The sequence below is a fragment of the Brevundimonas sp. UBA7506 genome, assembly GCF_002479495.1.
GTDB lineage: Bacteria > Pseudomonadota > Alphaproteobacteria > Caulobacterales > Caulobacteraceae > Brevundimonas.
In genome coordinates this window covers 145,057-162,717 of the sequence record NZ_DLNQ01000005.1, presented here as the reverse complement: position 1 = coordinate 162,717, position 17,661 = coordinate 145,057, and the positions used below count along the sequence as shown (strand labels likewise).

Sequence of the window (17,661 nt, the reverse complement as noted above, 5' to 3'; positions counted from 1 at the left end):
GGACGCAAGCCCGCGCATGCCCCCTCGCCCGCGCCGCGATTCCTGCTAGGTCAGGAGCCATGGCGCGCGACACCCTTCTCTATGTCTGTCAGTCCTGCGGGGCGGTTCATTCCAAATGGGCGGGCCAATGCTCGGCCTGCGGTGAATGGAACTGTCTGGCCGAGGAGTCCAAGTCGGCCCCGCCCGGCGCGATGAAGCCCGCCTCGACGTCGCGCGGACGCGGCCTGCAGTTCGAGACCTTGCAATCCGACACGCCCGAGCCGCCCCGCATCGTCACCGGCGTGACCGAGTTCGACCGCGTCTGCGGCGGCGGCGTGGTGCCAGGCTCGGCCATCCTGCTGGGCGGCGACCCGGGCGTCGGCAAGTCGACCCTGCTGCTGGAGGTCACGGCCAAGGCCGCCCGCAACGGCGCCCGCGTGGCCTATATCTCTGGCGAAGAAGCCATCGAGCAGATCCGCGCCCGCGCCAAGCGCATGGGGGTGGCCGACGCCGCCGTGTCGCTGGCGTCCGCGACGGCCCTGCGCGAAATCCTGACGACGCTGAAGCGCGACAAGTTCGACATCGTCATCATCGACTCCATCCAGACCCTGTGGTCCGACGCCCACGAGGCTGGGCCCGGCTCGGTGACCCAGGTCCGCGCCTGCGCCGCCGAACTGGTGCGGCTGGCCAAGGACGGCGGCCCGGCCATCGTCCTGGTCGGCCACGTCACCAAGGACGGCCAGATCGCCGGACCGCGCGTGGTCGAGCACATGGTCGACGCCGTGCTCAGCTTCGAGGGTGAGCGCGGCTACCCTTTCCGCATCCTGCGCGCGGGCAAAAACCGTTTCGGCGCCACCGACGAGATCGGCGTCTTCGAGATGAGCGACGTCGGTCTGCGCGAAGTCACCAACCCCTCCGCCCTCTTCCTCGGCGAAGGCAAGGACCGGGCGCCGGGCGCCGCCGTCTTCGCGGGCATCGAGGGCTCGCGACCGGTTCTGGTTGAGATCCAGGCCCTGGTCGCGCCCTCGGCCTACGGCACGCCAAGACGCGCGGTCGTCGGCTGGGACAACGGCCGTCTCGCCATGCTGCTGGCCGTGCTGGAGGCGCGCTGCGGCCTCGGCTTCGGCGACAAGGACGTCTATCTGAACATCGCCGGGGGCTTGCGGATCAACGAACCCGCCGCCGATCTGGCCGCCGCCGCCGCCTTGATCAGTTCCGCGCTGGACAAGCCCCTGCCGCAGGGCTGCGTCGTCTTCGGCGAGATCGGCCTTTCGGGCGAAGTCCGGGCCGTCAATCGCGCCGAGGCCCGGCTGAGGGAGGCCAAGAAGCTGGGCTTCGACCGCGCCCTTGCCCCGGCCCAGGCCAAGGACAAGGTCAAGAAGGGCGACGTGGCCCTGACAACCGCCAGCCTGCTGACCGAGGTGGTCGAGCGAATCTCGCAAAACCGCTATTGAGGCGGCCTCCCTTGCTTCAACGATTGCAGCGCGCGTGACCGGTTACGACGTCTTTGTCATCCTTGTGCTTCTGGCCTCCGGCGCCGCCGGCTGGTTCCGGGGCGGCGTGCGCGAGTTGACGGCCTTCTTCAGCTTCTTCCTGGCGGGCTTGTTGGCCCTGATCACCCTGCCGTGGACCGCGCCGTTCGGGCGCTCGCTGGTCGATCCCGACTGGGCCGGGTCGGTGCTGGCCGTGGGCCTGACGTTTCTGATTCTCTATTTCGGCCTGCGCCTGCTCGGCGCTGCTGTTTCCAAAGGCGCGCGCGGCAATGCGCTGGGCGCCTTCGATCAGGTCTTCGGTCTGGCGCTGGGCGCCGTGCGGGCCCTGGCCCTGATCGGGGCAGTGCACCTGACCGTCATGGGGATCATGTCCGACAATCCCCCGCGCTGGCTGACGGGAGCGGCCCTGTCGCCCGTTAGCGAAGGCTCGGCCAAGGCCATTCAGGTCGTCCTGCCGACGCTCGGAAAGGGCGCCGACGCCTTGACTCCCGTGGTCGGTTCTTCCGTCCGCGAAGGGTTTTCCGATCAATAGCCTTGCCCTCGACGCAATGGCGGACTACGTGCGCGGCGCCGCCGCCTGAGTTATCCTGTCCCGGTCATCGGAGCCTGACGATGCGCCACCATATCGCCGATCCCATCGTTCACCGCGAACACTGGCGCGAGCCGGAGGATGACCAGCTGCGGCTGGAATGCGGTGTCTGCGGCGTCTGGGGCGCGCCCGAGAATGAAGCCTCCTCCATCGTCGCACTGGGCCTGCACGCCCTGCAGCATCGGGGGCAGGAAGCCTGCGGCATCGCCAGCGTCAGCGACGAACGCTTCTACACCGAGCGCCATCAGGGCCTCGTCGGCGAGGCCTTCGGCAACGCCGAGTTGACCACCCGCCTGCCCGGCGGCGCTGCGGTCGGCCACACCCGCTATTCCACCGCCGGCGGCAGCTTCCTGCGCAACATCCAGCCAATGTTCGCGGATCTGGATCAGGGCGGCATCGCCATCGCCCACAATGGCAACCTGACGAATTTCAAATACCTGCACGCGCAGTTGGTCTCTGAAGGCGCCATCTTCCAGTCCACGTCGGACTCTGAGGCCATCCTTCACCTGATCGCCCGCAGCCGTAAGGCCAAGATCGTCGACCGGTTCATCGACGCCCTGGGCCGGATCGAAGGCGGCTACGCCCTGGTCGCCCAGACCCGCTACAAGATGATCGGCGCGCGCGACCCGCTGGGCATCCGCCCGCTGGTGCTGGGCAAGGTGGGTGAGGCCTGGGTGCTGGCCTCCGAGACCTGCGCGCTAGACACCATCGGCGCCACCTTCATCCGCGACATCGAACACGGCGAAGTCGTCGTGATCGACGAGGACGGCCTGACCTCGATCAAGCCCTTCCCCGCCCGCGCCGCCCGTCCCTGCCTGTTCGAGTATGTCTATTTCGCCCGCCCCGACAGCGTGGTGAACGGCCGCTCGGTCTACAACGTCCGCAAGGAAATGGGCCGTCGTCTGGCGCGCGAGTTCGAGGTCGAGGCAGACATTGTCGTGCCTGTGCCGGACTCGGGCGTGCCTGCCGCTCTCGGCTACGCGCAAGAAAGCGGCATTCCGTACGAAGTGGGCATCATCCGCAGCCACTATCTGGGCCGCACCTTCATCCAACCCAGCCAGGGCGCCCGGCAAAAGGGCGTGCGAATGAAGCACAGCCCCAACCGTTCGGCGCTGGAAGGCAAGCGTGTGGTCCTGATCGACGACTCGATCGTTCGCGGCACCACCTCGCTGAAGCTGGTTCGCGCCGTGCGCGCGGCCGGCGCCAAGGAGGTCCACCTGCGCTCGGCCAGCCCGCAGATCCTCTTCCCCGACTTCTACGGCATCGACATGCCCGAGCGGACGCAACTGATGGCCGCGACCCACACCATGGACGAGATGCGCGCCATCCTGGAGGTCGATTCGCTCGGCTTCCTGTCTATCGACGGCCTCTACGACGCTCTGGGCGCCGGGCCGCGTGACGCCGCCAATCCACAGTTCACGGACCACTATTTCACCGGCGACTATCCCACCCGCCTGCTGGACCGCGAAATCGAAGAAGGCGGCCGCGATGCGAAGGGCGGGCAACTTTCCCTGCTGGTGACCGCTTAAGGCGGTATGATCCAACTCGGCTACTTCACCCTCGACACCCCTGACATCGAAAGGGCTCGCGCCTTCTACGCGGGCCTGTTCGACTGGACCTTCGACGAAGCCGCCTCGCACCCGGCCTATGCCCATGTGAAGGACTCGGACCCGGCCTTTGGAATCACCAAGAGCGAGCACCGGGCCTTTTCGCATCTCTACTTCCGCGTGGACGACATTCACGCCGCCTGCGACCGCGTCCGGGCGCTGGGTGGACACGCGGCCATGCCGGCCGAGAGCCCGTCGGGCCTGTCCGCCATCGCCAGTGACGATCAGGGCGTCAGCTTCAGCCTGTGGCAACCGGCGCCGGGATACTGAAGCGAGGCTGAGCCTTTCGCCCGACGTCGGGGCGCGCTATCAGCGGGCCATGTCCGAACACGCTTCCCTCCCCCTCGCCAACCGCATCGCCCTGGTCGTCGGGGCCTCGCGCGGCATCGGTTACGAGACCGCCCTGGCTCTGGCCAAGGCCGGCGCCCACGTCGTGGCCGCCGCGCGTACCCAAGGCGGTCTGGAAGAGCTGGACGACGCCATCTTCGCCGCCACCGGCCAGCACGCCACCCTGGTCCCGTTCGACCTGGTGGACGGCGGCGCCATCGACCGCCTGGGCGGCGCCCTGTTCGAACGTTTCGGCAAGCTAGACATCTGGGTTCAGGCCGCCGCGACCATGGGCCCGTCGGGTCTTACGCCGGTCGCCCACGCCGAACCGCGCGAGTTCGCCAAGGTCGAGAAGATCAATTTCACTGGCGTCTATCGCCTGATCCGCTCGCTGGAACCGCTGCTGCGCGCCTCGGACGCCGGGCGCGCCATCTATCTGACCACCAGCGTCGCTGCTGACCCGCGCGCCTTCTGGGGCATGTACGCCGCCACCAAGGCCGGGGCCGAGAACCTGGTGAAATGCTGGGCCGACGAAGTCGAAAGCACGCCCATCCGCGTCGCCGTGGTCGATCCGAGCCGTATGCGCACCCAGTTGCGCGCCCAGGCCTTCCCGGGCGAAGATCCCGAAGTCCTGCCCCATCCTTCGGAGATCGGCCCCCTGATGGTCCAACTGGCCCGCCCCGACCTCACCCCGCCCCTGACCATCAGCTTCAAGGATTGGAAGCTGGGCCGGTCGGCGGACGCCCTGGTCTAGGCTCGTCCATGTCGATCCAGTCGCCGGGGGGGCGACTATCAGGACCGACGAGGCCAAACCTTCGATTGACGCCTGATGCGACGTCGCGTCCCGCCCCCGTGGCGCGCGCGACCCCCTATAGCGACATCCTGGCCTTTCTGGCCTCGGTGCTGATCGTTCTGATCTATTCCCAGGCCTGGGCTGCGCCGATGACCGGCTATGGTCTGAGGTCGGCCGACTTCCTGCGCAACGGCTTCTACCCCGCCTACGCCCTGGCGGTCGGACTGTTTCTGATCCGACCCGGCACGGCGCTGAGGGCGCTTGCTTGCTCTCCCCTGCTGATCCTGCTGTTGCTGTTGACGACCGCCTCGGTGGCCTGGTCGATCATGCCGGACGTGACGCTGCGCCGGGTGTTCGCCCTTGTGTTCACCACCTTGGGCGGCGTGGCGCTGGCGGCGCGCTGGCGCTGGGCCACGCTGACCGAGATTCTCGCCTCGGCCATGGCCGTGATGATGGTCGCCTCCCTCTTCCTCGGCGCCCTGCTGCCTGACTGGGGCCGAATGCATGAACTTTTCCCGGGGGCCTGGCGCGGCCTTTGGCTGGAAAAGAACGCCCTCGGCGAGAACATGGGGCTGGCCGCCATCTGCATGACCGCCGCCGCAGTCATGGTCCCGCAGCGACGTCGGCTGTGGCTGGTCTGCGCCGCCATCGCCTCGGCCCTGGTGCTCCTGTCGACCTCCAAGACGGGACTGGTTGTGCTGGTGCTGTCCTTCGCCAGCATGGGCTTCGTCGCCCTTGTTCAGGCCGGGCCCAAGCGCGCTATCGTCGGCACGTGGCTGGCTGTCGTGGTCGTTTGCGCCGCCCTCCTGATCGTCGCCACGCGCAGCGATTTGATCTTCGACCTGCTCGGCAAGGACGCCACCCTGACCGGCCGCACGGAGATCTGGAGCGGCATCATGCACCAGATGCAACAGCGACCGTGGACCGGTTTCGGCTACGGCGTGGTCTGGGACGACGCCTCGCCCGGGGGGGCCAAGGCCTGGATCGCCCACGAAGCCAGGTTCAGCGCCGCCCATGCCCACAGCGGCTGGCTGGAAGTTTATCTGGCCCTGGGCATACCCGGCGTCATCCTGCTTGCGGCCTGGATGATCGAGATGTGGGGTCGGGCCCTGTGGGCGGCCTACGCCCGGCCATCGGGCTGGCTGCTGATGCCGATGATGACGGCCTACACGCTGACCATGCTGACCGAGAGCATCACCATGAACTGGCACAACATCCGGTGGGTGCTGTTCGTGGCCCTGGCGCTAAAGGCGGTCATCGGCGATCAGGACTCCCCCGCCCGCGTCGTCCCGGCGAACACGCGGACGCGCAGGACACGACAAGGGTCCGCCTGACCGTCGAAGCATCTCGACCCGTCTACGCCGTTGAGCCACGAAAAAGAAAAAGGGCGAGCCGTCGTCGCTGACCGCTCGCCCTAATTTTTCCCAGACTGCGCGCCCTACTTCTTGGGCGCGTGCTTCTGACCGGTGCGGATGCGGCCAGAGCGCGAGACCTGTCGGGCGCCGCCACGCGCGCCCTTCTGGACCGCGATGCTCTGGCCAGCCTTCTTGCTGGCGCCGGCTTTCAAACCGCCCAAGGCCTTCACCTTGGGCTTGATGCCCGACTTCTTCTGCTCCAGCGCCTTGCCGGGAAGATTGGACAGGGCCTCCGCGGCCTTCTCGGCCTTCAGCACCTTGCGCGGCGCGGTCTTGGCCGTGCCCTTGTAGCGCTCGGGACCGGACTTGGCGCCGCCCTCGGCATAGGGGTTGGCCGAGCCGGACTTGACCGTCAGCCGGATCGGCGTGCCGGGCAGATCGAAGCTCTCGCGCAGGCTGTTCACCAGATAGCGCTTGTAGTGCTCGGGCATGTCGCCGGCGCGGCTGGCCATCAGCACGAAGGTCGGCGGACGGGCCTTGGTCTGGGCCATGTATTTCGGCTTCACGCGCTTGCCGTCGACGGCGGGCGGCGGGTGCCTCTGGGTGGCCATGGACAGCCAGGTGTTGAGGTCCTTGGTCTTGACCTTCACCGACCAGGTTTCATAGGCCTTGATGACGGCCGGCATCAGCCGATCCACGCCGCGTCCATTGTGCGACGACAGGGCCACGAAGGGCGAGCCCTTCAATTGCGGCAGCTTGTCCTCGGCCAGGCGCTTCAGCTCGGCCATCCTGGACTGGGGCTCTTCTTCCAGATCCCACTTCGACGCCACATAGACCAGGGCGCGGCCTTCGCGCTCGACCAGGTCGGCCAGTTGCAGGTCCTGGGTGTCGAAGGCGTCGTCCTTGTCCATCACCAGCACGACAACCTCGGCGAAGGTGATGGCGCGGATGGTGTCGGCAACCGACAGCTTCTCCAGCTTCTCCTGGACGCGGGCCTTGCGGCGCATCCCGGCGGTATCGACGAAGCGGATCGCCTTGCCTTCGTATTCCCAGTCGACTGAAATGGAGTCGCGGGTGATGCCGGCCTCGGGACCGGTCAGCAGGCGGTCTTCACCCAGCAGACGATTGATCAGCGTCGACTTGCCCGCGTTCGGGCGGCCGATGATGGCGATGCGGATCGGCTTGTCGGTCTCTTCCTCTTCCTCGATGAAGACATCTTCGGAAGCGACCACAAGGGCCTGATACAGGTCGGCCATGCCCTCGCCGTGTTCGGCCGAAATGGCGACCGGCTCACCGAAGCCCAGGCTGTGGGCCTCGCCCACGCCGCCCGAGCTTTCGCGGCTCTCGGACTTGTTCGCCAGCAGGATGACCGGCTTGTGCACCTTGCGCAGACGGTCCGCGAAGATGCGGTCCAGTTGGGTCACGCCCTCGCGGGCGTCCATGGTGAACAGGATGACGTCGGCGTCCTCGATGGCCGCCTCCGTCTGTTCGCGCATGCGCGCTTCAAGGCTTTCGTCGGTGACGTCTTCGTAGCCGGCCGTGTCGATCAGCGTCAGGTCCATGTCGCCGATATTGCCGTCGGCGTAGCGACGGTCACGGGTCACGCCCGGGCGGTCATCGACCAGCGCCAAACGCTTGCCGACGAGTCGGTTGAACAGTGTCGACTTGCCCACGTTGGGCCGGCCGACGATGGCGACTTTTAGAGCCATGTCGGCTTTCTAACTCAAATTCAGAAAAAAGATCAGCGGATGCTGACCAGTTCGCCCTTGTCCGTCAGGACATAAAGGGCGCCGTTGTAGGCGGCCGGAGCGATATAGGCCGCCGCGCCCAGCCGGACGCTGGACTGCTGCGCGCCGGTTTTCGGATCAAAGGCCACGGCCTCGCCGTCCGAATTGACCAGCACCAGACGGTTCGAGGCCAGGATCGGACCCGACCAGGTCGGACGCACGGTGCGTTTGCCGAAGCCCAGGACGCCGCCTTCCTTGCGGACGCGGCCCTCGTTCAGGTCGCGGGTCCAGTAGACTTGACCGGTATCCCGGTTGACCACGGTCAGTTCGCCCGTCTTGGACACGACATAGACGACGTCGCCAACCGGCAGAGGGGCATTGACGCCGGCGACCGGCAGCGACCACTTGGCCTGACCCGAGCGGATGTCCATCGACTGCAGGACGCCCGACTGGCTGATAGCGTAGACGAAGCCGCGGCTGACGACCGGACGACCGGCGATGTCGCGAATTTCCGACAGGGCGCTGGTGCGGCTGGTGCGTGACAGGACTTCCTGCCAGACGGGCTGGCCGTTCGACGCTCGCAGCGCCACCAGTTCACCCGAGGAGAAGGGCGCCAGGACCGTGTCGCCGCTGACCGCCGGGCTGGAGGCGCGCATGATGCGGGCCGGCTCGGTGATGCCGCGATAGGACCAGTCCTGCTGGCCCGTATTCACATTGAAGGCGATCAGCTGGTTGTCGACGTCGATGACGAAGACGCGCTGACCCTGGACCGTCGGGGCGCCGTGGATCGGCAGATCGACCTTCGACGTCCAGACCACCGCCCCCGTCGCGGCGTCCAGCGCCGTCATGGAGCGATAGCCCGAGGAGACAAAGACCTTGCCGCCGCCGACGGCCACGCCGCCGCCGAAACCGCCGCCGCCTGCACCGCCGCCGAAGCCGATGCCCAGGAAGCGCGAACCACGGTCGGCCTCATCGACCTTGACGTCGGCCTTCCACAGGACCGCGCCCGTACCGGCGTCGACGGCGGTCACGCCGGCTTCGCCGTCCAGAACAAAGATCTTGCCGTTGTCGGCCACGACCGGAGCCATGACCTGACGCGTCTTGCTGGAGCCGGCGCCGATGTTGCGCTTCCAGGCGACGGTGAACTCGGGCGCGGCGATGACGTGTTCGACCGCGTTTTCGGCGTTTCCGCCCGGCTGGGTCCAGGCCGTGGCGGCCTGCGGACCCGGCAGGAAGAAGTCACGACCCGACAGAGCCGCCGAGGGCGCGAGTTGCTGTTCGAACTCCAGGATCGAGATGCGCTGACCTTCGGTCGCCTTGGCGGTGTCTTCCTTTTGTCCGCCCAGACCGAACGGCAAGGCGCTGCGCACCGTGCCGCAGGAAGCGACGGTCATGGCCAGACCGCACAGCAGGGCGACTTTCAGCGTTCGGTTCATGCGGGGCGTCCTGAAAGCGTCGATTACGGGCGAGCGGCGGCGGGCGCCGCTTCGGCAGGCGAGGCGGCCGGGGCCGCAGCCTGGGCTTGAGCCGGAGCGGCGGTCGGCGTCGGCAGGGCGACAGCGGCGCGAACGATGGCGGCCAGGCCAGCGGCCGTGCCGGCGTCCACCGCCTGTACGCCCGCCTGGGCGCGCTGGCGGATGTCGTCCGGCACGTTCTGACCCAGTTGCAGCTGAACGAAGATCTGACGCGCTTCGGCGGTCTTGCCATGCTGCAACAGGGCCATGGCCTGGGCTTCCTGCGCGAAGGCGTGCAGCGGGCGCTTGTCGTTCGCCAGAGGCTCCAGACGCTTCTGGATATCGGCCAGCGGAGCGGTGTCCATCAGCAGGAAGACAGCCTTGATCGCGGCGGCGTCGGCGATGATCGGATCGCCGGCGGCCTTGGCGGCGTCGTCGAACAGCTTGACTGCATCCTCGGTCTTGTTGGCCGAAACGGCGATTCCAGCCTGCTGCATCAGGGCCAAGGCCTTGTAGGCGCCGTTGCCCGACTTGGCGGCTTCGGCGAAGGCAGCGTCAGCGCCCGACGGATTATTGGCCTGCAGGGCGATCATGCCGCGATCATAGGCGGCCGAGGCCTTGTCGGCCTGATTCGTCACATAGCTCTGCCAGCCCCACCAGCCCAGGGCGGCGACCAGGGCGACCGCCAGCAGACCTGCGCCGATCGGCAGCCAGGTGCGGGCCATACGCTTGTATCGATCGGAGCGAAGCTCCTCCTCGACCTGTTCGAAGACATCAACCACGAAACGTCGCCCCAAAAACCGCTGCCAAGACTGGTCGCTAAACCGGCGCGACCCTAGAGGGTCGTCGTCCTGCCCGCAACGCAGGCGTTTGCGCCGCGACCTGAAATTTCAGCAGTAGGTCGCGACTTCGGCAGGAAAACGGCGCTCAGATTTCCTGCGACAGCTTCACGACCCCGGCCGCAAGCAGCGCGACCAGAACCCCGGCCGTGGCCCAGAACATCTGCATTCCGCCCATGGAGCTCATATCCACCCCGGCCAGACCGACCCGATCCAGCAAGGACTGGAGGGCCTGAGCGCCATCCACGCCCGCCATGCTCAATCCCTGAACGACAGGCTGCGCGCCCGTCGACGCGGACGCCGACGACTCGGTGAAGTTGAAATTGACGTTCAGAACCTCGCGCACGGCGATGACGCCGCCGACCAGTCCTGCGATCGACAGGGCCGCGGTCCGGAAACGCGAGGATTTATTCAGCTTCGCCGCCAGGGCGGCCTCGAACTGGGCCGAATCGGCAAAGGCCGGAGCCTTGGCGAACAGGCGCTCGATGGCAGGGTCGAACTCATCAACCGACATGGGACGCGCTCCCGTGAGCAACCGGTTCCGGTTGGAGCCGGGCCCGAAGTTTATCCAGACCACGCTTGACATGAGATTTCACCGTTCCAAGCGGCAAATTAATGGCGGCCGCGATTTCGGGATGGGACAGGCCCGCCCCGTGGCACAGGGAGACGCACAGGCGCTCCGGTTCAGTCAGCCCCTTCATCGCCTCGTCCAGATCCATTCGCCCGGCGCTGTCGACATGAGGCGCGACCTCGTCGTTCTCGACCTCGGCCACGTAGCGGGCGTCCTTCGAGCGACGCTTCAGATACAGACGGGCGGCGATCCGCTTGATCCAGGCGCCGAAGGTCCCCTCGCCCCTGAACTCGGCGCACTTCTCGAACGCCAACAGAAAGGCGTCCTGGGCCACGTCGTCGGCCAGGGCGGGCTGCGCCCCCATCCGCCGCAGCAGGCCGCGCACCGCCGGACCGTGGCGACGCACCAGCTCCCCGAACTCGCGACGCCCGCCCGCCGCCGACAGGGCGGCGAGCTCGACATCGTGCAGATCGCGTAAAGGCTTGGCCATGACGGTCTCCCCTCTCGACCCGCCTCAACCCTTGTTCTTGTTGAAGATGCTCAGAATGATGAAGGCCAGACCGATCATGCCGGGCACCGCGGCGCTGCCGGCGATCGGATAGAAGGCGTCCATCTCGGCGAAGCTGACCATGTAGCCAAAGAGGGCGACGCCCAGGCTGACCGCCAGCAGGATGACGCCGACCCGCAGGTCGCGCGCCGCCGAAGCCGGGGGCTTGATGTTGTCCTTGCTCAGCGAGTCGATGACTTCCGGCGGCAGCGGCTGGCCCTTTTCGATGGCCGAGCGCAAAGTCGCCTGCATCTCCTTGCGCTCCTTGCTCTTCAGCCAGCTCGGCACGATCACGATCGCACCGATCATGATGAAGAATGCAACGGGAATGAACTCTTCCATGGGTTTCGCCCCTTCTTGAACAGTGGAGCCGAGCGTGACGCTGCGGCCTTCTGATAACAAGAGGTGATGAGCGCGCCGATCAGATGCAGGATCGCGCATGAACTCTTTGTAAGGTGGCGCTGACGTCACCACAGCGTGACTCGACAGCGGCTCAAGGGCGGTCAACGGTGGCTGTGCGGCGTCGTTCGCGCGTGCAGTGGCCTTGATCCTTCCTCCTGAACCTGAGGTGTCCGCCATGCTGCCCCAACTGTCTGCGCTGGGCTGGTTTCATACGCTCGGCAGCTTGCCCGCCGTCCCCATCGGCCTGATCCTGCTGCTGATGCATGGACGGATCGACCCCGCCACGCGGTGGGGCAAGGCCTATCTGGCTTTCATGTTCATCGGCGCCATCTCGGCCATTTTCGTCATCAAGACCCCGCCGGGCGCGGCCGTCGCGGCGCTCAGCCTGATCTCGCTGACGGTCGGAGCGACGGTGGGCTTCATCAAGCCCCTGGCCCACTATCGCTGGTCGATCGAAACCATCGCGCTCAGCGTCTCCTACTTCACCCTGCTGCTGCCCAGCGTCACCGAGACCCTGACCCGACTGCCGGCCGGCGATCCGGTCGCCTCCGGCGTCGAGGACCCGCTGGTGGTCGGTTTCCAGCTGACCCTGCTGGTCCTGCTGATCCTGGGCGTGACCCTGCAGCTTCTGTCCCGCCGTCGTCGCCTGTCGGCGACGGCCCTTGCCTGAAGGAAACCGCGTGACCCGTATCGTTTATCGCATCGTCCCCCACGACGGCGGCTGGGCCTACAAGCTGGGCGACAGCTTCTCCGAGACCTTCGCCACCCATGACGCCGCGCGCGCCGCCGCTGTCGCCGTCTCGCGCGAGCAGCAGGTGCCGGACCGCACTTCGTGGATCGAGTTCGAGGATACGTCGGGCCAGTGGATCACCGAGCGCGCCGACGGCCACGACCGCCCGGAAACCGCAGTCGAGGATTAGGCGGAAAATGCCTCGGCGTAGCGTTCGGGCTTGAAGCCGACCAGGGTCCGCCCGTCGCCCAGGTCCAGCACCGGTCGCCTGATCATCGACGGCTGGGCCAGCATCAGGGCGACCGCCTTGTCGGCGTTCAGGTCGACCTTGTCCGCATCCGACAGCTTGCGGAAGGTGGTCCCGGCGCGGTTCAGCACCGTCTCCCAACCATGCTCGGCGATCCAGCGCTCCAGATCGGCCTTGTTCGCTCCCGCGGCCTTGTAGTCATGGAAGGCGTAGTCCACGCCCTGCCCGTCCAGCCAGACACGCGCCTTCTTCATCGTGTCGCAGGCCTTGATGCCGTACAGGGTGATGGTCATGGGGCGCTCCCTCGCTTGCTGAGGGCCGCGATCTGGCATCGGGAAGCGGAGGGGTCAAATTCCAGTTTCTCGCTTGCGCTCGAAGATTCTAGGCATGCTCGCGCTTTCACCGCATGGTGACGCCATGCGCTCGATACTCATTTCGGTTCTCATGGTTCTGGCGATGTGCGGAGATGCGTTTGCGCAAGTCCGCATGGAGGCTCGTCGAGCCTGGACCGACCCTGACCTTGGCGGCGCCATAGTCGAGGGAATCGGCAAGGGGAATGATCTCTGGCTTCGCGGGGCGTCTAAAAAGGTCGTGCGATTTGACAGACGGACCGGCGAACGCGTGGTTGCCGCTAGCGACGCCATCGATGTGATGGCCGATGGCCCGCACCTCTGGGCGCTTGTCGCCCTGAACGCGAATGAAAGCCTAGTGCGAGACCTTCTGGATACTGATCTGCCTGAGCGGCGCGTCTATTTCGAAGGAAGTCCCATCTCTTTGTTCTCGACGCCCGAAGGCCCCGGCGTCCTGACAACAACGACGGTGCTGATTCCGTCAGGTCAGGGCTTCACCCGTCTGCGTCTCGCCGCATCTCTCGAACCCTACGCACAGGTCTCGCCCCTGACGGGAAACGTGCTGTTCGTCGGTTATAACAAGGGCGAATGGGGTGGTGGCCTGCGTCGCGTCGATGTGTCTACCGGCACGGTCTCCATCGTGAAAGAAACGAGCGACCAACTGTGCGGAGGACGGCTGAATCCCGAGTGCGCCCCGATTGTCGGCATCATCCCTGACGCCGCGAACGCGGGCTGCGTATTGGTTGGGGCCAGCTTGGCGCACCTGAATGGACGGTACGGCGAAGTCCTGCGGGTTTGCGACGACAAGATCACGCCGGTCTTCAGCGCCCCGCTGCCCGTCGTGCCGAACTCTCTAATCAATCGCTCCGGCCAGACCTGGCCCTTCACAGGCTTGGTGGAGACTTTCAATGGCTGGGTCGCGGTGGGGCAAGAGCGCTTTGCTCGCGCGCGAGGAGCAGCCGCGACAATGGGAGAGGTTCCCATTCTTCGGCCCTGGGCAGGCCTTCAGATTTCCGATCCAGTGGACGGCATCATTTTTGTCGAGGCGGCCTGTTGCTGGGGCTCGGACACGTCCGTTCAATATCAGGTCGTGGCGATACCTCTCGATCAGTAGTGAAGAGCCCCCAATGAAGCTCTACGCCCATCCCTTCTCGTCCTACTGCCAGAAGGCGCTGATCGCGCTGTATGAGAACGACACGCCGTTCGCGTTCCGGCTGCTGGAGGGCGAAGCCGCCTTCGCGGAGTTGACGGCGCTGTGGCCGGTGCGGAAGTTTCCGGTCTTGCAGGACGGCGACCGCACGGTCGTCGAGGCGACGGCCATCGTCGAGCATCTGGCCGTCCATCATCCCGGCCCGGTGCGGCTGATCCCCGACGATCCGGCCGCCGCCGTCGAGGTGCGGATGATGGACCGGGTGTTCGACCACTATGTCTCGAGCCCGCAGCAGAAGCTGGTGGCCGACGCCCTGCGGCCCGAGGGCGACCGCGATCCCTATGGCGTGGCCGAGGCGAAGCGGATGCTGGAAACAACCTACGCCTGGCTGGACGAACGGCTGGCGGGGCGGGAATGGGCCAGCGATCACGGCTTCAGCCTGGCCGACTGCGCCGCCGCGCCCGCGCTCTTCTACGCCGACTGGTCGCACCCCATCGACGAGCGGTTCGCGACGCTGAAATCCTATCGCGCCCGGCTGCTGGCGCGGCCGTCGATGGCGCGGGCGGTGGACGAGGCCCGGTCCTATCGCGCCTACTTCCCGCTCGGCGCGCCTGATCGCGACTAGGCCGCCTTCTGGCTCCACAGGTCCAGATCGGCCTCGCGCCCGATCAGGGCCAGGCCCGAGGCGATGGATTCGAACTCGCCGCCGGTCTCGATGCGGTCGGCGCCGAAGCGGCGGATGAAGATGTCGCGCACCGCCGGGACGAAGGAGGTGCCTCCGGTCAGGAAGACGCGGTCGATCTGCGTCCCGTCCAGACCCGACTGGACCATAGCCTCGTCGACGGCGGCCTCCATGGCCTGAAGCTCAGGCGCGATCCAGCCTTCGAAGTCGGTGCGCTTCACCGGCTTTTCGATCCGCACTGATCCGGCGACGAAGGAGAAGACCGCCTCCTCGTCGCGCGACAGGGCCTCTTTCAGGCCCGAGACGGCGCGGTAGAGGGCATAGCCGTGGTTGTCGTCCAGCACCTCGATCAGGCGCTCGATCTTCTCGGGTTCCAGCGCCGTCGTGGCCAGGCCGCGAATGTCGCGCATGTCCTTGGACGCCCGCAGCAAGGCCAGCTGATCCCAGCGCGCGAAGGCGCTGTAGTATCGCTGCGGGATCGGCAGGCGGTTGTCGAAGGCCCGGTACAGGCTGCCCTTGCCCAGTTCCGGCGAGACCAGTTGGTCGATGATCCGATAGTCGAAGGCGTCGCCCGCCACGCCCACGCCCGAGCGCGCCAACGGCGTGGACTTCAAGGCGCCGTCGGCTCGTTCGAACCGCACGATGGAGAAGTCGCTGGTGCCGCCGCCGAAGTCGGCGACCAGGACATTGGCGTCCTGTTTCAGCTCGCGCGCAAAGAAGAAGGCCGCGCCGACGGGCTCGTAGGCGTAGCGGATGTCGGTGAAGCCCAGACGGGCGAAGGCCGCCTCATACCGCTCCAGCGCCAGGGCCTCGTTGGGATTGCCGCCGGCGAAGGTCACGGGCCGGCCGACGATGATGCGCGGCGGCAGGTCGTCCATCGCCCCGCCCGCGTGGTGCTTCAGCCGCAGCAGGAATGCCGACAGCAGGTCCTCGAAGCGATAGCGGCGGTTGTCGATCCGCGTCTCGGTGAAGGCGGCGCTGGCGGCGAAGGTCTTGAACGACTGGATGAAGCGGGTCTCCAGCGGGTCCTCGACGTAGGATTCGATGGCCCAGGGACCGGCCTCGATCACGCGCTCGGGCGAGCCGCCGTCGCGCGCCTCGTGCAGTTGGAAGCTCAAGGCCGAGCGGAAGGCGAACAGATCCTTCTCCTCGACCTGGAACCGCACCAGGGTCGCCGGGCCGTCGCCGTGGGTCAGCGACACCACCGTATTGGTCGTGCCGAAGTCGATGCCGATGGTGGCGGGCGTCGCGGACGTCATGGGGAGAACCTGCGGGGAGAAAGGCCGGGGTTCCTAGACCCCTGCCCGCTGACGTCAAGGGCGAGTGCACCGAGCGTGGAAATGGAGGCCCGCCTGCGCCACAGTGCCGGGATGCGCGATTCGTCCTCCTCGCCCCCCAGCTTCTATGAGTTCTTCGCCGGCGGCGGCATGGTCCGCGCCGGTCTGGGGCCTGCCTGGACCTGCCTGTTCGCCAATGATTTCGACGCCAAGAAGGGCTTCTCCTATCAAGCCAACTGGGGCACGGGCGGCGAACTGACGGTCGGCGACATCCGCGCGCTGGAGGCCGCGCAACTGCCGGAGACCGCCGACATGATGTGGGGCTCCTTCCCCTGTCAGGACCTGTCGCTGGCCGGCGCCGGGGCGGGCCTGAAGGGCGAGCGGTCCGGCACCTTCTACGCCTTCTGGGATCTGATCCACGGCCTGATCAAGGACGACCGCGCCCCGCGCATGGTGGCGGTCGAGAACGTCTGCGGCGCCCTGACCTCGCACGGCGGCAAGGATTTCGAGGCCATCTGCCAGACCTTCGCCAGGGCGGGCTATCGCTATGGCGCCCTGGTCATCAACGCCGATCTGTTCGTGCCGCAGTCGCGCCCGCGCCTGTTCGTCATCGGCGTGCGTGCCGACGTCGAGGTCGCGCCCGACCTGCTGTCGCCGGAGCCCATCGAGCCCTTCCACACCCGCGCCCTGCGTCGCGCGGTGGGGAACCTGCCTGATGACGTGCGTGACCACCTGCTGTGGTGGAACGTGCCGACGCCCGAGCGCCGCATCACCACCTTCGCCGACATCATCGAGGACCGCCCCACCAGCGTGGCCTGGCACACCCAGGCGGAGACCCGGAAGCTGCTCGACATGATGTCCCCGGTCCACCTGGCCAAGGTCGCCGCCGCCAAGCGCGCCGGGCGCCGCATGGTCGGGGGCGTCTATCGCCGGACCCGCGTGGACGAGACCGGCGCCAAGGTCCAGCGCGCCGAGGTCCGCTTCGACGACGTGGCTGGCTGTCTGCGCACCCCCTCGGGCGGGTCCAGCCGTCAGGTCATCCTGGTGGTCGAGGGGCGTCGCATCCGCTCGCGTCTGATCTCGGCCCGCGAGACCGCGCGGCTGATGGGGCTGAAGGAGAGCTATGTCCTGCCCCGGCAATACAGCGACGCCTATCACCTGACCGGCGACGGGGTCGCGGCCCCGGTCGTGCGCCATCTGGCCGAGCATGTGTTCGAGCCGCTGGTTCACGGCGTGATCGCCGTCGTCGGTGACGTTCGAGCCGCCTGACGGGCCCCGCCGTCTCGGACCTGACCGCCTGAGGCGCTTCGCCGCCTTCCGGTCCGCCCCGCGTCCAATCCTGTCCACACACCGAGCTTCCGGCGCCCGAGCGCCTGACCGTCGCCGCATTTCCGTCGAAATGCGGACGGAACCGCATGGCCGCACCGTTGGTTAACAGGTTCTTAATGTGCCGCTTACGCTTTCGGGAATTCCCGCTCCGGATGAATGCAGTCGTAGATCTTCTCGGAACAGATTAAAGACGCCTGATCACTTAGGATCGTA

19 protein-coding genes are annotated in these 17,661 nt (G+C 67.0%); 11 read left to right on the top strand and 8 right to left on the bottom strand.

The genetic code is table 11. From position 1 onward, the window contains the following. The first annotated feature begins 59 nt into the window (after positions 1-59). The 6 genes from radA to B3K53_RS02505 all read left to right on the top strand — a co-directional run bounded on the left by radA (position 60) and on the right by B3K53_RS02505 (position 6,122). Positions 60-1,433, top strand: coding sequence for a DNA repair protein RadA (gene radA, locus B3K53_RS02530; RefSeq protein ID WP_292082514.1), 1,374 nt, complete (start codon positions 60-62; stop codon positions 1,431-1,433). Between the two features lie 34 nt (positions 1,434-1,467). Then, positions 1,468-2,004 (top strand): CvpA family protein, encoded by a 537-nt coding sequence (locus tag B3K53_RS02525; protein ID WP_292082513.1) that lies wholly within the window; start codon positions 1,468-1,470, stop codon positions 2,002-2,004. An 80-nt stretch (positions 2,005-2,084) separates the two neighbouring features. Beyond that, positions 2,085-3,590, top strand: a complete 1,506-nt coding sequence (gene purF / locus B3K53_RS02520) for an amidophosphoribosyltransferase (RefSeq protein WP_292082512.1) — start codon at positions 2,085-2,087, stop codon at positions 3,588-3,590. Positions 3,591-3,596: 6 nt separating this feature from the next. Beyond that, positions 3,597-3,938, top strand: a complete 342-nt coding sequence (locus tag B3K53_RS02515; protein WP_292082511.1) for a VOC family protein — start codon at positions 3,597-3,599, stop codon at positions 3,936-3,938. A 49-nt stretch (positions 3,939-3,987) separates the two neighbouring features. Beyond that, positions 3,988-4,749, top strand: coding sequence for an SDR family NAD(P)-dependent oxidoreductase (locus B3K53_RS02510; RefSeq protein ID WP_292082509.1), 762 nt, complete (start codon positions 3,988-3,990; stop codon positions 4,747-4,749). A gap of 65 nt (positions 4,750-4,814) precedes the next feature. Continuing rightward, complete coding sequence (locus tag B3K53_RS02505) at positions 4,815-6,122, top strand: O-antigen ligase family protein (RefSeq protein WP_292082508.1); 1,308 nt, start codon at positions 4,815-4,817, stop codon at positions 6,120-6,122. Positions 6,123-6,226: 104 nt separating this feature from the next. Here B3K53_RS02505 and der read toward each other — a convergent pair whose 3' ends face one another. From der to B3K53_RS16170, 6 genes are all read right to left on the bottom strand, one after another. Then, entirely contained in the window at positions 6,227-7,852 is a 1,626-nt protein-coding gene (gene der, locus B3K53_RS02500; RefSeq protein WP_292082507.1) for a ribosome biogenesis GTPase Der, read from the bottom strand. 32 nt (positions 7,853-7,884) lie between these two features. Beyond that, entirely contained in the window at positions 7,885-9,306 is a 1,422-nt protein-coding gene (locus tag B3K53_RS02495; RefSeq protein ID WP_292082506.1) for a PQQ-like beta-propeller repeat protein, read from the bottom strand. Positions 9,307-9,329: 23 nt separating this feature from the next. Then, a complete protein-coding gene (locus B3K53_RS02490) occupies positions 9,330-10,049 on the bottom strand; it encodes a tetratricopeptide repeat protein (protein WP_292082505.1) in 720 nt (239 codons plus the stop codon). A 202-nt stretch (positions 10,050-10,251) separates the two neighbouring features. Beyond that, positions 10,252-10,677, bottom strand: coding sequence for a hypothetical protein (locus B3K53_RS02485; protein ID WP_292082504.1), 426 nt, complete (start codon positions 10,675-10,677; stop codon positions 10,252-10,254). Next, positions 10,667-11,224, bottom strand: coding sequence for an RNA polymerase sigma factor (locus B3K53_RS02480; RefSeq protein WP_292082503.1), 558 nt, complete (start codon positions 11,222-11,224; stop codon positions 10,667-10,669). The genes B3K53_RS02485 and B3K53_RS02480 overlap by 11 nt, the downstream gene beginning before the upstream one ends. A gap of 24 nt (positions 11,225-11,248) precedes the next feature. Further along, positions 11,249-11,860, bottom strand: coding sequence for a DUF6249 domain-containing protein (locus B3K53_RS16170; RefSeq protein WP_313412913.1), 612 nt, complete (start codon positions 11,858-11,860; stop codon positions 11,249-11,251). On the opposite strand from B3K53_RS16170, the gene B3K53_RS02470 reads away from it, so the two are divergent. Both B3K53_RS02470 and B3K53_RS02465 read left to right on the top strand, forming a co-directional pair. Continuing rightward, positions 11,859-12,353: a hypothetical protein gene (locus B3K53_RS02470; RefSeq protein WP_292082502.1), complete on the top strand. Its 495-nt coding sequence runs from the start codon at positions 11,859-11,861 to the stop codon at positions 12,351-12,353. The genes B3K53_RS16170 and B3K53_RS02470 overlap by 2 nt on opposite strands. 10 nt (positions 12,354-12,363) lie before the next feature. After that, positions 12,364-12,603, top strand: coding sequence for a DUF2188 domain-containing protein (locus tag B3K53_RS02465; protein ID WP_292082501.1), 240 nt, complete (start codon positions 12,364-12,366; stop codon positions 12,601-12,603). Here the strand turns inward: B3K53_RS02465 and B3K53_RS02460 are convergent. After that, entirely contained in the window at positions 12,600-12,953 is a 354-nt protein-coding gene (locus B3K53_RS02460) for an ArsC family reductase (protein WP_292082500.1), read from the bottom strand. The two genes, B3K53_RS02465 and B3K53_RS02460, sit on opposite strands and share 4 nt — an antisense overlap. A 94-nt stretch (positions 12,954-13,047) precedes the next feature. Between B3K53_RS02460 and B3K53_RS02455 the strand changes: the two genes are divergently transcribed. Next, positions 13,048-14,124, top strand: coding sequence for a hypothetical protein (locus tag B3K53_RS02455; protein ID WP_292082499.1), 1,077 nt, complete (start codon positions 13,048-13,050; stop codon positions 14,122-14,124). 13 nt (positions 14,125-14,137) lie between these two features. Further along, positions 14,138-14,785 (top strand): glutathione S-transferase family protein, encoded by a 648-nt coding sequence (locus B3K53_RS02450; protein ID WP_292082498.1) that lies wholly within the window; start codon positions 14,138-14,140, stop codon positions 14,783-14,785. Here B3K53_RS02450 and B3K53_RS02445 read toward each other — a convergent pair. Next, positions 14,782-16,101 (bottom strand): Hsp70 family protein, encoded by a 1,320-nt coding sequence (locus B3K53_RS02445; protein WP_292082496.1) that lies wholly within the window; start codon positions 16,099-16,101, stop codon positions 14,782-14,784. The genes B3K53_RS02450 and B3K53_RS02445 overlap by 4 nt on opposite strands. Before the next feature lie 111 nt (positions 16,102-16,212). Here B3K53_RS02445 and B3K53_RS02440 point away from each other — a divergent pair, with 111 nt between their 5' ends. Next, positions 16,213-17,388, top strand: a complete 1,176-nt coding sequence (locus B3K53_RS02440) for a DNA cytosine methyltransferase (protein WP_292082495.1) — start codon at positions 16,213-16,215, stop codon at positions 17,386-17,388. Positions 17,389-17,661: the final 273 nt, after the last annotated feature.

Bases quoted from the DNA above. Each gene is read 5' to 3' on its own strand.
- radA (WP_292082514.1), top strand. From the start codon at position 60: ATGGCGCGCGACACCCTTCTCTATGTCTGTCAGTCCTGCGGGGCGGTT.
- purF (WP_292082512.1), top strand. From the start codon at position 2,085: ATGCGCCACCATATCGCCGATCCCATCGTTCACCGCGAACACTGGCGC.
- B3K53_RS02515 (WP_292082511.1), top strand. From the start codon at position 3,597: ATGATCCAACTCGGCTACTTCACCCTCGACACCCCTGACATCGAAAGG.
- B3K53_RS02510 (WP_292082509.1), top strand. From the start codon at position 3,988: ATGTCCGAACACGCTTCCCTCCCCCTCGCCAACCGCATCGCCCTGGTC.
- der (WP_292082507.1), bottom strand. From the start codon at position 7,852: ATGGCTCTAAAAGTCGCCATCGTCGGCCGGCCCAACGTGGGCAAGTCG.
- B3K53_RS02495 (WP_292082506.1), bottom strand. From the start codon at position 9,306: ATGAACCGAACGCTGAAAGTCGCCCTGCTGTGCGGTCTGGCCATGACC.
- B3K53_RS02490 (WP_292082505.1), bottom strand. From the start codon at position 10,049: ATGGCCCGCACCTGGCTGCCGATCGGCGCAGGTCTGCTGGCGGTCGCC.
- B3K53_RS02485 (WP_292082504.1), bottom strand. From the start codon at position 10,677: ATGTCGGTTGATGAGTTCGACCCTGCCATCGAGCGCCTGTTCGCCAAG.
- B3K53_RS02480 (WP_292082503.1), bottom strand. From the start codon at position 11,224: ATGGCCAAGCCTTTACGCGATCTGCACGATGTCGAGCTCGCCGCCCTG.
- B3K53_RS02470 (WP_292082502.1), top strand. From the start codon at position 11,859: ATGCTGCCCCAACTGTCTGCGCTGGGCTGGTTTCATACGCTCGGCAGC.
- B3K53_RS16170 (WP_313412913.1), bottom strand. From the start codon at position 11,860: ATGGCGGACACCTCAGGTTCAGGAGGAAGGATCAAGGCCACTGCACGC.
- B3K53_RS02460 (WP_292082500.1), bottom strand. From the start codon at position 12,953: ATGACCATCACCCTGTACGGCATCAAGGCCTGCGACACGATGAAGAAG.
- B3K53_RS02455 (WP_292082499.1), top strand. From the start codon at position 13,048: ATGCTCGCGCTTTCACCGCATGGTGACGCCATGCGCTCGATACTCATT.
- B3K53_RS02450 (WP_292082498.1), top strand. From the start codon at position 14,138: ATGAAGCTCTACGCCCATCCCTTCTCGTCCTACTGCCAGAAGGCGCTG.
- B3K53_RS02445 (WP_292082496.1), bottom strand. From the start codon at position 16,101: ATGACGTCCGCGACGCCCGCCACCATCGGCATCGACTTCGGCACGACC.
- B3K53_RS02440 (WP_292082495.1), top strand. From the start codon at position 16,213: ATGCGCGATTCGTCCTCCTCGCCCCCCAGCTTCTATGAGTTCTTCGCC.